Origin of the sequence: Shewanella gaetbuli (genome assembly GCF_023284065.1) — a bacterium.
In the GTDB taxonomy this organism is placed as follows: Bacteria; Pseudomonadota; Gammaproteobacteria; order Enterobacterales; family Shewanellaceae; genus Shewanella; species Shewanella gaetbuli.
In genome coordinates this window covers 209,694-224,396 of record NZ_JAKIKP010000003.1, presented here as the reverse complement: position 1 = coordinate 224,396, position 14,703 = coordinate 209,694, and the positions used below count along the sequence as shown (strand labels likewise).

Sequence of the window (14,703 nt, the reverse complement as noted above, 5' to 3'; positions counted from 1 at the left end):
ATTAGGATGTTACGGAGTGAAAAATGAAAAAATTACTAAGTGTTGCTGCTATCACGCTACTTTTGAGCGCTTGTAGTGGCCAGCAAGCTTCAACAGATATGGCCTCTGTGAATGTTGAGTCTTTACGCCAAGGTGAGACCAGCGCCACATTACCCGCTCAAGCAATGCCTAACTACCCAAGTAAAGGCGCTGCAATCGAGCGTACTTTTGTACACCAGCCGCCATTGGTTCCTCATAAGGACTCTTATAAAATTTCAGCTAAAAAGAACGGTTGCTTAACTTGTCACAGCACTGAAAAAGCGGCTCGTATGAAGGCTACACCTGTCGATAAATCTCATTTAGATGCATCTGGTGAGTTCAATAATGAATATTACTTCTGCGTACAATGCCATGTAGCACAAGCAGACAACAAAGATGCGATCGTTGACAATACTCATACTAAGTAACCCTCATTTAAGGTGTTGAAATGAGCCAATAAGCCAGCATAAATTTGCTGGCTTATTTTTATCCTCACTTTACAGCAACAAAAATAACCACACTTAAATATCCGGCAAAATTTCCATCTAAAAGTCAGTAGCAAACAGCATTCAAAAAATAACTTCTTGCACAACTCTCCCCCCTTATTATTTCTGATAGTAAACCAGCAACGTTAACAAAGGCCATGACTATTAAAGGTGATTAAACACGCTATTTAGATAAACAGACATAATAGTAAATCAACATATTTAATTACTGGGGTAAGAGTAAGAACTGCACTAAGTTATAAAGCGGTTTATCAAGTCTGTGGTTATAGAGCCATTGTTATAAACCAACAGCGAATTTAACCATACGCCTGAATAGGCGTTGTTAGCATTATGAGTCATCAACACTGTTATGACCTTTCGCCAATATCTTTCTGTTCTACCGCTTTAATTAAATAGTTTAAGGCTGCCAGTTGCACCATATAACAGCTAGTACAGACTAGCAGCACAACTTACATCAGTAACAACTAACTTACACTTTAAGTATCAGTGAAGTAGTTACTGAAAAAATAACTCAATAAACACCGGAGGGAAGACTAAACATATCGCTGACTTAATTGATATGAAGACATACAGGTAAGACTTTTACCCATAATAAAAACTTAATTTACTGGAGAGAAAACTTGGATATTAATGCATTAGTCATCATCATCGTTATAGGCGCAATTGCTGGCTGGTTAGCCGGAATGTTAATGAAGGGGGGCTATAGCCTAATAGGCAATATTGTCATTGGCATCATTGGGGCGTTCATTGGCGGCTTTGTATTCAGCTTTTTCAATATCACCACAAGTGGCATTATCGGCTCTATTGTTACGGCTACTGTAGGCGCAATTTTATTGATCTTACTGCTGAGGGTAATAAAAAAGTAGCCACTGCTAATAGCGTTAAGTAAGCCCTACTCCAATCAGGGTTTACTGCCTTCTTTCTTAATCTACTTAACGCCCCCCACAACAGCAGTCTGAGCAACTTCAATACGGTTATGCACCCTAAACCTTCTGCTTGTGACTTTAGCACCCTTGAAAACGCATACCCACTCAATGATAAATCATCATGGCAACTCACTTATATTGTCATTAAGTGGTTTAAATCATCGTAAAAGTGGCATAAAAAAACCGCTGCTAAGGCAGCGGTTTTTAATTAAAAAGCGGAGTTACTGTTTAAAGTAAGAATTACTTCTTAGCTTCAGCAGCTTTACGCTCTTTAACTTCAGCAATTACTTTTTCAGCAACGCTGTTAGGACATGGTGAGTAGTGAGAGAACTCCATAGAGAACTGACCACGACCAGATGTCATTGTACGTAGTGAACCGATGTAACCGAACATTTCAGATAACGGTACGTCACCTTTAATGCGAACACCAGTAACGCCAGCTTGTTGATCTTTGATCATACCGCGACGACGGTTTAAGTCACCAATTACGTCACCAACGTTATCTTCAGGGCTGAATACGTCAACTTTCATCACAGGCTCAAGAAGCTGTGCGCCTGCTTTAGGCATAGATTGACGGAAAGCACCTTTAGCAGCGATTTCGAACGCGATAGCTGACGAGTCAACTGCGTGGAAAGCACCATCTACAAGTTCTAGTTCAACGTCTAATACTGGGAAACCAGCAACAGTACCAGTTTGCATCATAGATGCGAAACCTTTCTCAACTGCAGGCCAGAATTCTTTAGGTACGTTACCACCAACAACTGAAGACTTGAAGGTAAAGCCAGAGTTTTGCTCGCCAGGACGGATAACATAGTCAATTTTACCAAACTGACCAGAACCACCAGACTGTTTCTTATGCGTGTAGCTATCTTCAGTAACTTGCGTGATAGTTTCACGGTAAGCAACTTGAGGCTCACCAACAATTAGGTCAACACCGTAAGTACGCTTAAGGATGTCAACTTTAATGTCTAAGTGAAGCTCACCCATACCTTTAAGAATGGTTTCGCCTGAATCTTCGTCAGTTTCTACGCGGAAAGATGGATCTTCTGCAATCATTTTACCGATAGCGATACCCATTTTCTCAGAACCACCTTTATCTTTAGGTGCTACTGCGATAGAGATAACTGGCTCTGGGAATACCATTGCTTCAAGAGTACAAGGATGTTTAACATCACATAAAGTGTGACCAGTTTGAACATTCTTCATACCAACGATAGCGATGATGTCACCCGCTTGAGCTGAATCTAATTCGTTACGCTCATCTGCTTGCATCTCAACCATACGGCCAACACGCTCAGTTTTACCTGTAGCAGAGTTAAGGATGGTGTCACCTTTCTTAATACGACCTGAGTAGATACGTACGAAAGTTAATGCACCAAAACGGTCATCCATAATCTTGAATGCTAATGCTTTTAATGGCGCATCTGCATCAACGATTGCGTATTCACCTGTTTCGTTACCTTCTTCGTCAGTTAATGGTTGTGGATCAACTTCAACTGGGTCAGGTAGGTAATCAACAACTGCGTCTAATAATAACTGCATACCTTTGTTTTTGAATGCAGAACCACAGTATGTTGGGAAGAATGCCATTGTACGAGTACCCGCACGGATACAACGCTTGATGTCTTCCATTGAAGGCTCTTCACCTTCCATGTAAGCTTCCATTAGGTCATCGTCTTGCTCAACAGCAGTTTCGATTAATTGCTCACGGTATTCTTCTACCATGTCAACCATATCAGCTGGAACATCTTCGATTTTGTAGTTTTCAGCTTGTCCAGTTTCATCCCAAACCCATGCTTTACGGGTTAATAGATCAACTACACCAGTGAACTGGTCTTCGATACCGATTGGTAAAACCATTACTAATGGGTTAGCAGCTAAAACGTCTTTAGTTTGCTTAACAACACGTAAGAAGTCAGCACCCATACGGTCTAACTTGTTTACGAAGATGATACGCGAAACTTCAGATTCGTTAGCATAACGCCAGTTAGTTTCTGACTGAGGCTCTACACCACCGCTGCCACAGAAAACACCGATACCGCCATCAAGAACTTTAAGCGAACGATATACTTCAACGGTGAAGTCAACGTGGCCTGGAGTGTCGATAACGTTGAAACGGTGGTCATTCCAGAAACAGCTTACTGCTGCTGATTGAATGGTAATACCGCGCTCAGCTTCCTGTTCCATGAAGTCAGTAGTAGATTCACCATCATGAACTTCACCGATCTTATGGATCTTACCGGTTAGCTTAAGAATACGCTCGGTGGTCGTGGTTTTACCCGCGTCAACGTGAGCGAAGATACCAATGTTTCTGTATTTGGATAATTCGGTCATGATTCAACTTTAATGATTAGTTTAAGAAGTAGACGGAGTATGCGAAAAAAGTACCGACACACCGCACATCAGGTTATTTAAGGCGCATATTGTAAATTGGAACTATGCTGGGCGCAAATAGGAGTTGCAATATTTATCAATTTAAATTGCTAAATATTGCAAAAATTAGACATTACCCCATTAAAAACAATGAATTAAAAATAATCGATTATTTTTTAAACACGATTAAATTTTTATGAAATTGCTCCACTTTAGACGTTATTGACCCACATTATGAAAAATTAGTCTGTCAACCGCTTACTTAAGCCCATTTTTGGACAAAAAAATGCCCGTGATTAAACGGGCATTTTTATACTTGTTACCAATAACCGAGTATCAGTATTAGCTGATTATGCTTCCACAGGAGAAATAACAAACAACAAATCACCTTGTGAAACTTGTTGGCCATTACTGTTCAGAATACGCTCGATGCGGTATTGCTGATCTTCAGGATAAAGCACTGCACTTTGACGATTAAATCCAGCCAGCGTTACCTGCGAGAACATCTTCATCGCTTCTGTAAGCGCAAGCGTTTGTTCAACAGTAACAATGTCACCTTCTTTAACAAAGTCAGCTTCACCTGGCGCTGGTGAGGTATAGAAAATACCAGCACCTTGAGCCAATACTTTCAACTCATTACTTTCACCAACACGTAATGATTCAGTATCGACTTTAGCTGTTTCAGCAGCAGCTTCCATTTCAGCAATGAGCTCAGGAATATCTAATTCAGCCATTAAGCGTGGTAAGTAGTTAGTATCGTAAACCCCTTCATTAAAGGTCGCATCTTTCAAGATACGTTTTAATAACGGAATGTTAGTGGCAATACCTTTGATCACTACGCTATCTAGATAGTCATACATTTTTTGCACAACATCTTCACGGCTTTCACCACGAATAATAATTTGCGCAATTAAGCTGTCGTAATACGGAGAAACTTCTTTGCCTTTTTCAGCAATTGAAATTAACTCTACGTTGTCAGCTTCTGGCATGATGCACTCAGTAATTAACCCTGGGTTTGGCAATAACTGTAATACGCCGTGGCTATCTAATGCGGCTTTCTCTGCAGTTACACGCACTTCCATGGCATAACCTTGCTCTACAGGCTCTAGCTTCTCAATTGAACGACCTGCGGCAATATCAAACTGGGCACTCACAATATCAATACCAGAAGTGGCTTCCGTTACCGGATGCTCAACCTGTAAGCGTGTATTCATTTCCATGAAGTACACTTCGTTGGCATCTAAGTTGTAAATAAACTCAACAGTACCTGCACCCATGTAGTCAGTAGCGTCACCTAAAGCACGGGTATATTCCATTACCTTCTGCTTCAGTTCTTCAGGCAACATCGTTGAACCAGACTCTTCGATGACTTTCTGGTTATTACGCTGTACAGAACAGTCACGAATACCCAATACTTTGGTGTTGCCAAACTTATCACGCAATAATTGGACTTCAATGTGACGTAGTGAGGTAACATATTTTTCTAGATACAAGTCACCGTTACCAAAGGCTGCTGCTGCTTCAGTAGAGGTTTTTTGGAATAATCCAATCATATCTTCAGGACGTTTTACCACCTGAATACCTTTACCGCCACCACCTTGCACCGCTTTAAGCAGTACTGGGTAACCAATTTCAAGCGCCACATTCACCGCTTGTTCAGCGTTGGTCAAAATACCATGTGAGCCAGGAACCACAGGCACATTCTGGCCTTGTGAGGTCTTAATCGCGTTCGATTTATTACCCATTGTCGTCATCGAGTTTACGCTCGGGCCAACAAAGTTCACGCCATTGTTAACACATAATGCCGCAAACTGAGGGCTTTCTGACAAGAAGCCAATGCCAGGATGCAGTGCATCAACATTTTCGTAATCGGCGACTCGTAATACTGAGTAAGCATTTAGATAACTTTCGTCAGACGTATTACCACCAATACACACAAGCTTGTCGTTCTCTTTAAGCATATCTGCAGGTACAGAGGTCATATCTGGGTCAGATGCCACTAAAACGACATTGATATTATTATCGTGAGCTTTGCGAATTAACTTAACCGCTGTACAACCACGAGCATGAACAAGTACTTTGTCGATTGGCTTCATCAACGCGCGAGGGTCGTCTTGAACAATAACGTCTTCAACTTCTTCCACTTCCGGAGCAAGTGAAGATAACGCCTTATTTATCACCCCTTCAATGCTTACCGTAGGCAATGGCATTAATGGGTCAATACCTGACAATTGACCATCTAAAGAGTCGCTGAACGGGTTATACACCAACCCGGTCATTGCACCAGGCACTTTTGACAAGTAATTCGATAGCGTGGCGGTTGAAGGTAAATAAGCAGGCACAACCATTTGGCCAGCAAATGGCATGTTAGTACCAGACAGGTAGTAAGTTTGCACTAATGGGTGAGTAACAAAACTCGCCTGTGCACCACCGGTACAATCACCAAAACCGAACATCAATACAGGTAATTCATTATCACGAATAAAACGAGTAATACGGTCATTCACTACTGCCATCGAGAATAACGCCGCTGCACCTTCTTTGGTTTGCATACCGCCTGAGCTGATAAAACAAATCACCGGTAACTTACGTTTCGCACATTCGATTAATAGCGCGCTGAATTTCTCAGCACTGGCCATATCAAAAGCACCGGCTTGGAAAGCCGTATTCGATACCGCTACACCCACACGCAGTTTTTTACCGTCTTGTTCAAAATCAGCTAAACCAGTGATTAAACCACAAGGGCGAATTTTCTTATCAATAGCATCTTCAATTGATAAACGGAAACCTGGGAAGTTAAGTAAGTTTGCAGACATTTTATCTGCATCAATTTCGTCAAAATGAGTGAAGAATTTAGCAATAATATTCTCCCAGCTCATTGAGCCTTTTTGCTTCTCTTCACGTAACACTTTCTGGATTAATAAATCTTGATAACCCATGGTTAAGCGGTTCCAGAAATCTTTACGACGACCAATACGAACTGGGTTAATTGCCCCTTTGTATTTATCGTGCTCGTCTTCACTATCGAAGTATTCTGGTAATAGACGCTCAAAGAAGTAAGTTAAAATAACGAATAACGAATCGTTAAGTTGTGGGAATCCCACACTCTTCCATTGCTCGACTCGGGTTAACAATTCAGCGCGATTAGATTGCGCCATGAAGTATTTTAACCACTTGTAGAATTTCGCTTTGTCGTTAGCTTCATCATTAGTCGATAACGCCACGTCAATAGATTTATGTAATAGACCATCAACAGATGAACGCGCCAAGCTTTTAGAGGTCATCGCTTCTTTAGAGATAGACGCTAAGCTACCCACCACATTGTCATATAGCGCGTTAAAGATCAGAATATTGTGACATTGCCAAATGAAGTCTTCACGTAATTCGTCATTAACAACAACATCAAGAACCGTTAACTGATTTAGCTCAGGCCAAGGCGCTTGGGTAGTTTCTTTTGGTAAAGACTCTAAATGCTTAATTAAACCTTTAAAGTTATTAGCAGCGTTACTTTTCCAGCGGTGATATAAAGACCAGCCAATATTGAAAAGTAGAGCTTTACGGGCTTTTTTATAGTTCTCTTTTGGTTCACCTAAAATAAAACGGGTAATCACGTTACGCTCGGTAGAAACTTCACTGCGCTTGGCGGTAAAGTTGCCCCATAGTTTATTAAGCTCTTCGTCATAAACCAATTTATCAGGGTTCGTTAACCATGCTTGGAATACGCGTTCTTGCTCTTGCTTAATACGCTCAAGCAAATCACCTTTTGGCACGCTAACTTTAGATAGACGGCCATATTGGTCTTGAGAAATAGAGTGAATACGGCTACGAAGCGTGAGGTAACGTAAATAACGATATGCACTACCAAAAATGTTGTGGTGCATTGTTGGATTGCTTGCAATGGCTAATCCAGTGTTATTTTCTAGGGTTACTAAATTTTCAGACGGCGCTAAGAAACGCTCTAAACTGCGGTCATAATGCTCTTTTAAGTCTGTTGACTCACGCACAAAATTAACCGCGGCTCTTTCAACTGCTTCAATTGAGCTAATAATCGCACGACGTAAATTATGCTGACGCTCGTCTTTATCGCTAGGAGTAAAGTCAACAATACCGTCAATACACCCTGCGCTATATAACTCTTCTGGCGAAACGCCCACTGACTTAGCACACTCTTGCCATGACAAGTTGTATTTGCGCGCAATACTTTGTAAACCCTGCGGCTGAATGGTATTGAAAATACCATCACGTAAAGATAATAAAATATTAGCAGCGGCTAAAGGAATTGCGCCACCAGAGTAGCCAGCACCGACAACAATACCCACGGTAGGCACGTCAACGTTGGCACTTTCAGCAATCGCCTTAGAAATAGAATGTGCTTGGTTGTTGCTGTTAGCAATTTCACCCGCATCGGCACCTGGTGTATCAATAAGATACACAATAGGCATAGATAGTTCGGCGAAATGACGAATCGCATTACACGCAGCGATATGATGCTCAGGCATCCACGCACCATTGGCGGTACTGCGCTCTTGAGCAATAAAACCAATACGACGAGATCGAGTACCGAAGTTAAGTTCGACTTCAGCACGATAAAAAGGGCCTTGATGGCTTTCTGCAATGATTCTACCTTTAAGGTCAGCAATCATACGTTTCGCACCTGGGCGATTTTTGTCTTGAGAAGGCAAAATGACTTTATTGACATAGCCATCTACATCTAAAGATGCCAACCCTTTTAGGTTTGCTTGAATCGCATCTTCAGTTAATAAGCCTTTAATTTCTTCAGACAAACTCTGCTTACTATGAGCAGGAAATAATGAGAAATCTTTTGCCAAGTGTTCAGCTTGTAAAAATAATGGATCAGCTGATTGTACTTGAGTCGTTTTAGCGGGCTGCTTTTTGCTGGTCATCCTTAGATCCTCTGCCTAATTTAGCCTCTGGAATTTTTAGCCCGTAAATATAACTTTGTTAATAGTCTAATTACCATATAAACTACCTTGGACGCTTTGTTCCAAAAATGAGACAGTGGGGTGTAAATGCCAGATTTGAACGGTATGATGCTGTTTGCAGCGGTAGTAAGGGCTAACGGTTTCTCTCAAGCAGCACGAGACATCGGACAAGCTAAATCGACAATAAGCCGAAAAGTTGCTCAATTAGAAGAGGAATTAGGCGTCCGATTATTACAACGAGACACCCGAAATATCAGTCTAACTCAAGTTGGAGCCCTGTTTTTTCAGCACTGTGAATCCATCAGCCAAGAGATTGAAGCCGCCAAAGCAATCATCGAAAACACCCATAATGATATTTCAGGCTCATTACGCATAGCCATTCCAGTCTCTTTTTCACAAGAGGTTATTGGTCATTTGTGCTCAAGTTTTATGCGTTTATATCCCAATATTGAACTCGATATCCAGTTCACCGACAGTGATGTTAGCTTGGTGGGAGAAGGTTACGATATTGCGCTGAAATATGGCCCATTACAATCTTCAGATCTTGTTGCCAGATTACTATTTGAACGCCAACCCATCTTAGTAGCGAGTCCAAATTACATCAAAAAATTCGGCGCTCCGGCAACCCCACAAGAATTATCTCAACATCAAGGTATTTTATTGGGTACAACCTTATCTGCGCCCATTTGGTCTGTAGGTAAAGGTAATCGAAAAATAATGGCCACTTTTCAACGTAAAGTGCGAGTTAATAGCGCCAATATGGTAAAACGATTTGCATTGGACGATTTTGGTATTGCGTTACTATCCAATACCAGCTGCAAACAAGAAATCGCCTCTGGTAGCCTCGTCCCCATTTTGCAAGAATGGCCAATGGATTCGATTAAAGTTTACGGAGTGTACTCAAGTCGACGTCAACTGGCCGCCAATATTAGTGCATTTTTAGACTTTATCTCTAAACGCTATAGTAACCAAGAGTCGTTAAACTCTATTATGAATTAGTTTATGCTGTGCTATGTAGCTTGACTGCAAATGTATTTTTTATGGTATAACCAACACATACATCGTTAGTCGCGGTGAACTATCGGCCATTAACCACTATTATTATAATTACTCAGCGTTTCTGCTATCAGCTTATCAAGGACTGCCAAGATGATAATTAAACCTCTTATTACATTATCTAGCCTATGTTTCATGCTCGTGCCTAGTTTTTTACAGGCCAACACCTTATCTAAAGACGTAGAAGAACGCCGTATCGCCTTGGCAAGCGACACAATTCCACAAGTCGTCGATAGATATAGCAAAGCCACTAAAGCATTAAATACTAAATTATTAGCAGAGAATAACGAGTTAACAATCACCCAAATGGTGGCAAACGAAGGCCATGTTTTATGGCAACGTGCAGTAAAGGATGTTCAGTCCGGTCATATTGACGATCGTTCATTATACTGGAGCCGTTTGAAAATGCGTGAAAGCCTAAAAACTCAACAAGTGGGCTTTAACATTGCACCTTGGCAGCGACAAATATTAGTCAGCGCTGTTGAAAAGTCTTCTCGTGGGTTTAGCGACATCCATTTTGCAGAAGATGTTCAAATAAAAATTCTGCTCACGGGGTTTGACCCATTTTTCTTAGATAGGGACATCAGCCAAAGTAATCCGTCTGGAGTAACAGCGTTAGCTTTAGACGGTTACCGCTTTAACATCAATGGCAAAAAAGCCCAAATTGAAACCGTGATGATTCCTGTGCGCTTTGCCGATTTTGACAATGGTATAATTGAATCATTATTGACCCCAATTTACCGTGAAAATAGCGTGGATATGATTTTCACGGTCAGCATGGGCCGAGACAATTTCGACTTAGAACGGTTTCCAGGCCGCAACCGTAGTGCCGAGGCGCCAGATAATCTAAATGTACTTACTGGTGCAACAAAAGCTTCGCCTATAGCCCCTATGCTAAATGGTAAAAATTTAAATGGTCCAGAATTTGTCGAGTTTACTCTACCCGCAGCGGTTATGACCAAAGTCGCCGGTCATTGGCAAGTCAACGACAATCATCAAGTTACCACCTTAGAGAAAGGTCAATTTGATGCAACGTCCATTAACCAGTTACAACAATCAACCTCTGTTGAAGGTGCAGGTGGCGGGTATTTATCTAATGAAATTTCTTACCGCAGCATCTTATTAATGCAGCAATTTAATCGAAATATACCTGTGGGTCACATCCACACCCCTAAAGTGAAAGGTTATGACTCTCAAGCTGAAGGTGACATTGTTGAACAAATAAAAGCGATGATCGCTGCTGCGGCCTCTACGCTATAATTCACAAGGGATAAGTTTGACTCAAGCCTTATTACAAAAAATACAAAACATGGCCCAGAAACTGGGCCTTGATAATAATATCAGTTGTTCAATGGATGCACAGATTTCACCTGCCCGACCTCAGGTTGAGCCACAACTCAACCTGAGTGAAGAGCAACAGCAAGTATTAGATAAAGTTGAAGCCGATTACCAAGCCGCAGAGCGGTACTTTAATCGCTCATTTCCCCGTCCTCAGGTGCAATTTACCCTAAGAGGCAAAAGTGCTGGTACTGCTCACTTACAATTAAATAAATTGCGCTTTAATCCGGTATTACTCCGCGAAAATGTCACCGATTTTGTGAGTGACGTAGTACCGCACGAAATAAGCCACTTATTAGCATACCAATTATATGGACGAGTAAAGCCCCACGGTAAAGAGTGGCAATCATTGATGATAAAAGTCTTTGCTAGAGCCGCTAAAACAACCCATCAATTAAATACCACCTCTGTACAAGGCAAGCAATTCGACTATTTTTGTGATTGTGGAACAGTGCAACTCACTATTCGCCGCCATAATAATATTCAACGAGGTAAAACACAGTACCGCTGTAGAATCTGTTTACAGTCATTAAAACCCTGTAAGACTTAGCTCAACGGGTATCTGCAACTTAGATTAAATAATCGAGCCTCAACAGCAAAAAAAATCACATCACCATCGTATTCATATGCAACCCGACACTCAAAAGCCGCTAATAAATGTCTTTAGCACATTTTGGCCAGATTAATTCACTTTTGTTAAATATTTGACTGACGGGTTGTAAAAATCATGAAATACAACATTAAGCATAAAAATCATCATGTTGAAACCAATGCATTGCATCTGTTATCGCTTTCCCTTACCATTTTGGCCAAATTGATAAGACAAAAAGTGACTTAACTTAAGTTATAGGACAACTGCGTTTTATCTGAAGTTATCACTTACATAAAGGCTAGCGTAATCATGTTGTTAGGTTTATTCAAAATACGTTTATTAGTATTTTGCAGTTTATTGTGCGTCACTTTATACCCCAATATTGTTAATGCTGCTCAGCACCCCAGTAGTTTTAACCAAGCTAAAAAGATTATTCGAACCATTTACCAAGACCACTTACCCCTAAAAAGTTTTTACTGTGGTTGTGATATCACAATTTCAGGTAAACTCTGGCAACCCGACCACCAAAGCTGTGGTTATCAAATTCGTAAGCAAAAAGTTAGGTCTAACCGTATTGAGTGGGAACATGTTGTCCCTGCTTGGGAATTTGGTCATCAACTTCAGTGCTGGCAAAATGGCGGTCGCAAAAATTGTGGTAGAACCAACCCACAATTTAAGCAAATGGAATCTGATCTTCATAACCTCACTCCCACAGTTGGAGAGGTCAACGGTGATCGAAGCAATTATAGATTTAGTCAGTGGAATGGTCAGGCGACTCAATACGGACAATGCGAAATGATTGTCGATTTTAAAGGCCGAAAAGTTCAGCCACCCGCAAACAGCAGAGGTGCCATCGCTAGAACCTACTTTTATATGCAGCAAACCTATGGGCTACAAATCTCTTCTACTCAACAAAGATTATTTCAAGCATGGGATAAAATTTACCCTGTTAATGCTACAGAATGTAAACGTGATCAGTTAATTGCAGCCGCACAAGGGAATCATAATGATTTTGTGCACAAACAATGTCAAAATCAGCCCTAATTCCACCACTTATTTGTTCAATTAAGGTTAACGATGAGAGTCCCAAGAATTTACCAAGACATGGGTGCCCTTGAACAAGGGCAAACATTCGCCCTTGATGAAGATGGAGCCGCACATATTGGCAGAGTATTACGCATGGCAGAAGGAGAGCATGTACGAGTATTTTGTGGTGACAATTACGATTACTTGACCGAAATAACTCAAGCTAGCAAGAAAAACGTCAGCGTAAAGGTGTTGTCTGCCAGTATAAATGAGTCAGAATCACCATTAGACCTTCACCTAGGCCAAGTAATTTCTCGCGGTGACAGAATGGACTTTACCATTCAAAAATCTGTTGAATTAGGTGTAACAACAATCACCCCGCTGTTTTCAGAGCGCTGCGGTGTTAAACTCACTGGCGAACGCTTACAGAAAAAAATCCACCAATGGCAAAAAATTGTCATCAGTGCTTGTGAACAATCAGGCAGAAGTAAAGTCCCTATTGTTCGCCCTGCGATGGAACTGGCTCAATGGTGTGCTGAGCCCACCAAAGCTTTAAAACTGAATTTACATCCTAGAGCGCAGCACGGTATTAATGGCTTAAGTGCATTAGGTGAAGAGCAAAAAGTTAGGCTTTTAATCGGCCCAGAGGGTGGACTGTCGGATCAAGAAATTGACATGACTGAACAATTTGCCTTTACAGACGTATTGCTAGGCCCCAGAGTGTTACGAACAGAAACGGCAGCGCTTACCGCAATTACCGCATTACAGCTTAAATTTGGTGATATTGGCTAAGGCTAATAGGCACCAAACATTATCAAAATTTAAGGATATCAACATGATTAAACTCGGCATTGTGATGGATCCCATCAGTGATATTAATATAAAAAAAGACTCCAGTTTTGCCATGCTGCTGGCGGCACAATCTCGTGGTTATCAGTTGTTTTATATGGAAATGCAAGACCTTGCTATGGTCAATGGTACTGCCATGGGTAACATGCGCCCGTTAACCGTCATCAATGATGCTAATAAATGGTATGAACTAGGCGATGCGGTAGATACACCACTGGCGGATTTAGATGTCATTTTAATGCGTAAAGACCCGCCATTTGACACTGAGTTTATTTACGCAACTTATATGCTTGAGCGTGCAGAAGAACAAGGCACCCTTATTGTTAATAAGCCTCAAAGCCTGCGTGATGCAAACGAAAAACTATTTACGGCTTGGTTTTCAGAGTTTACTCCTGACACCATAGTCACCCGCGACACCAAAAGAATTAGAGCCTTCCACCAGCAAAAAGGCGATATTATTTTAAAACCACTTGATGGTATGGGCGGCGCGTCCATTTTCCGTGTAAAAGCACAAGATCCGAATCTAGGGGTCATTATTGAAACCTTAACAAACCACGGCCAACAATATGCCATGGCACAAGGGTTTATTACTGAAATTGCCGCAGGTGACAAACGTATCTTAGTGGTAGACGGTGAACCCGTTCCATATTCACTTGCCCGTATTCCAATGAAAGGTGAAACCCGCGGAAACTTAGCCGCAGGTGGAAGCGGTGTCGCTCAACCTTTGTCAGAAACTGATTGGAAAATTGCCAAAACCATTGGCCCTGAATTGAAAAAACGTGGACTTATTTTTGTCGGTTTAGATGTCATTGGTGACAAACTAACAGAAATTAATGTCACAAGCCCAACTTGCATACGTGAAATTGAAGCGGCATTTGATGTCGATATCACCGGTATGCTAATGGACTCTATAGAAAACCGCATTAACAAAAAACAATAACAGCAGGATATTTCATGTATTTTCACAAGCGTTTCAAACGCACTGTCACCACAAGCTTACTTATTTTTGCGGCAGCCTTAACAGGCTTAGCACAGGCCGATGACAATCAGCCAGTTTCTAAGCAACAAGCACAAAA

10 protein-coding genes are annotated in these 14,703 nt (G+C 41.3%); 8 read left to right on the top strand and 2 right to left on the bottom strand.

Annotated features, from left to right (window positions below; translation table 11 throughout):
- Positions 1 to 23 precede the first annotated feature (23 nt).
- Complete coding sequence (locus L2672_RS05915) at positions 24 to 446, top strand: nitrate reductase cytochrome c-type subunit (protein ID WP_248994910.1); 423 nt, start codon at positions 24 to 26, stop codon at positions 444 to 446.
- A gap of 698 nt (positions 447 to 1,144) precedes the next feature.
- Entirely contained in the window at positions 1,145 to 1,390 is a 246-nt protein-coding gene (locus tag L2672_RS05910) for a GlsB/YeaQ/YmgE family stress response membrane protein (RefSeq protein ID WP_248994909.1), read from the top strand.
- A 300-nt stretch (positions 1,391 to 1,690) separates the two neighbouring features.
- Here L2672_RS05910 and fusA read toward each other — a convergent pair whose 3' ends face one another.
- Together fusA and L2672_RS05900 are read right to left on the bottom strand one after the other, a co-directional pair.
- Positions 1,691 to 3,784 carry an elongation factor G gene (gene fusA / locus L2672_RS05905; RefSeq protein ID WP_248994908.1) on the bottom strand — a complete coding sequence of 698 codons (2,094 nt, stop codon included), beginning with the start codon at positions 3,782 to 3,784 and terminating at the stop codon, positions 1,691 to 1,693.
- Positions 3,785 to 4,173: 389 nt separating this feature from the next.
- Entirely contained in the window at positions 4,174 to 8,727 is a 4,554-nt protein-coding gene (locus tag L2672_RS05900) for an ATP-binding protein (protein ID WP_248994907.1), read from the bottom strand.
- A gap of 126 nt (positions 8,728 to 8,853) precedes the next feature.
- On the opposite strand from L2672_RS05900, the gene L2672_RS05895 reads away from it, so the two are divergent.
- From L2672_RS05895 to gshB, 6 genes are all read left to right on the top strand, one after another.
- On the top strand, positions 8,854 to 9,765 hold the full coding sequence (locus L2672_RS05895) for a LysR family transcriptional regulator (protein WP_248994906.1): 912 nt from the start codon (positions 8,854 to 8,856) through the stop codon (positions 9,763 to 9,765).
- Positions 9,766 to 9,915: 150 nt separating this feature from the next.
- A complete protein-coding gene (locus tag L2672_RS05890) occupies positions 9,916 to 11,082 on the top strand; it encodes a hypothetical protein (RefSeq protein ID WP_420833131.1) in 1,167 nt (388 codons plus the stop codon).
- 49 nt (positions 11,083 to 11,131) lie between these two features.
- Positions 11,132 to 11,710 (top strand): SprT family zinc-dependent metalloprotease, encoded by a 579-nt coding sequence (locus L2672_RS05885; RefSeq protein ID WP_248994905.1) that lies wholly within the window; start codon positions 11,132 to 11,134, stop codon positions 11,708 to 11,710.
- Between the two features lie 351 nt (positions 11,711 to 12,061).
- Entirely contained in the window at positions 12,062 to 12,796 is a 735-nt protein-coding gene (locus L2672_RS05880; RefSeq protein WP_248994904.1) for an endonuclease, read from the top strand.
- Between the two features lie 33 nt (positions 12,797 to 12,829).
- Positions 12,830 to 13,570: a 16S rRNA (uracil(1498)-N(3))-methyltransferase gene (gene rsmE / locus L2672_RS05875; RefSeq protein WP_248994903.1), complete on the top strand. Its 741-nt coding sequence runs from the start codon at positions 12,830 to 12,832 to the stop codon at positions 13,568 to 13,570.
- Between the two features lie 43 nt (positions 13,571 to 13,613).
- Entirely contained in the window at positions 13,614 to 14,567 is a 954-nt protein-coding gene (gene gshB, locus L2672_RS05870) for a glutathione synthase (RefSeq protein ID WP_248994902.1), read from the top strand.
- Positions 14,568 to 14,703: the final 136 nt, after the last annotated feature.

Bases quoted from the DNA above. Each gene is read 5' to 3' on its own strand.
- fusA (WP_248994908.1), bottom strand. From the start codon at position 3,784: ATGACCGAATTATCCAAATACAGAAACATTGGTATCTTCGCTCACGTT.
- L2672_RS05900 (WP_248994907.1), bottom strand. From the start codon at position 8,727: ATGACCAGCAAAAAGCAGCCCGCTAAAACGACTCAAGTACAATCAGCT.
- gshB (WP_248994902.1), top strand. From the start codon at position 13,614: ATGATTAAACTCGGCATTGTGATGGATCCCATCAGTGATATTAATATA.
- L2672_RS05915 (WP_248994910.1), top strand. From the start codon at position 24: ATGAAAAAATTACTAAGTGTTGCTGCTATCACGCTACTTTTGAGCGCT.
- rsmE (WP_248994903.1), top strand. From the start codon at position 12,830: ATGAGAGTCCCAAGAATTTACCAAGACATGGGTGCCCTTGAACAAGGG.
- L2672_RS05885 (WP_248994905.1), top strand. From the start codon at position 11,132: ATGGCCCAGAAACTGGGCCTTGATAATAATATCAGTTGTTCAATGGAT.
- L2672_RS05890 (WP_420833131.1), top strand. From the start codon at position 9,916: ATGATAATTAAACCTCTTATTACATTATCTAGCCTATGTTTCATGCTC.
- L2672_RS05880 (WP_248994904.1), top strand. From the start codon at position 12,062: ATGTTGTTAGGTTTATTCAAAATACGTTTATTAGTATTTTGCAGTTTA.
- L2672_RS05895 (WP_248994906.1), top strand. From the start codon at position 8,854: ATGCCAGATTTGAACGGTATGATGCTGTTTGCAGCGGTAGTAAGGGCT.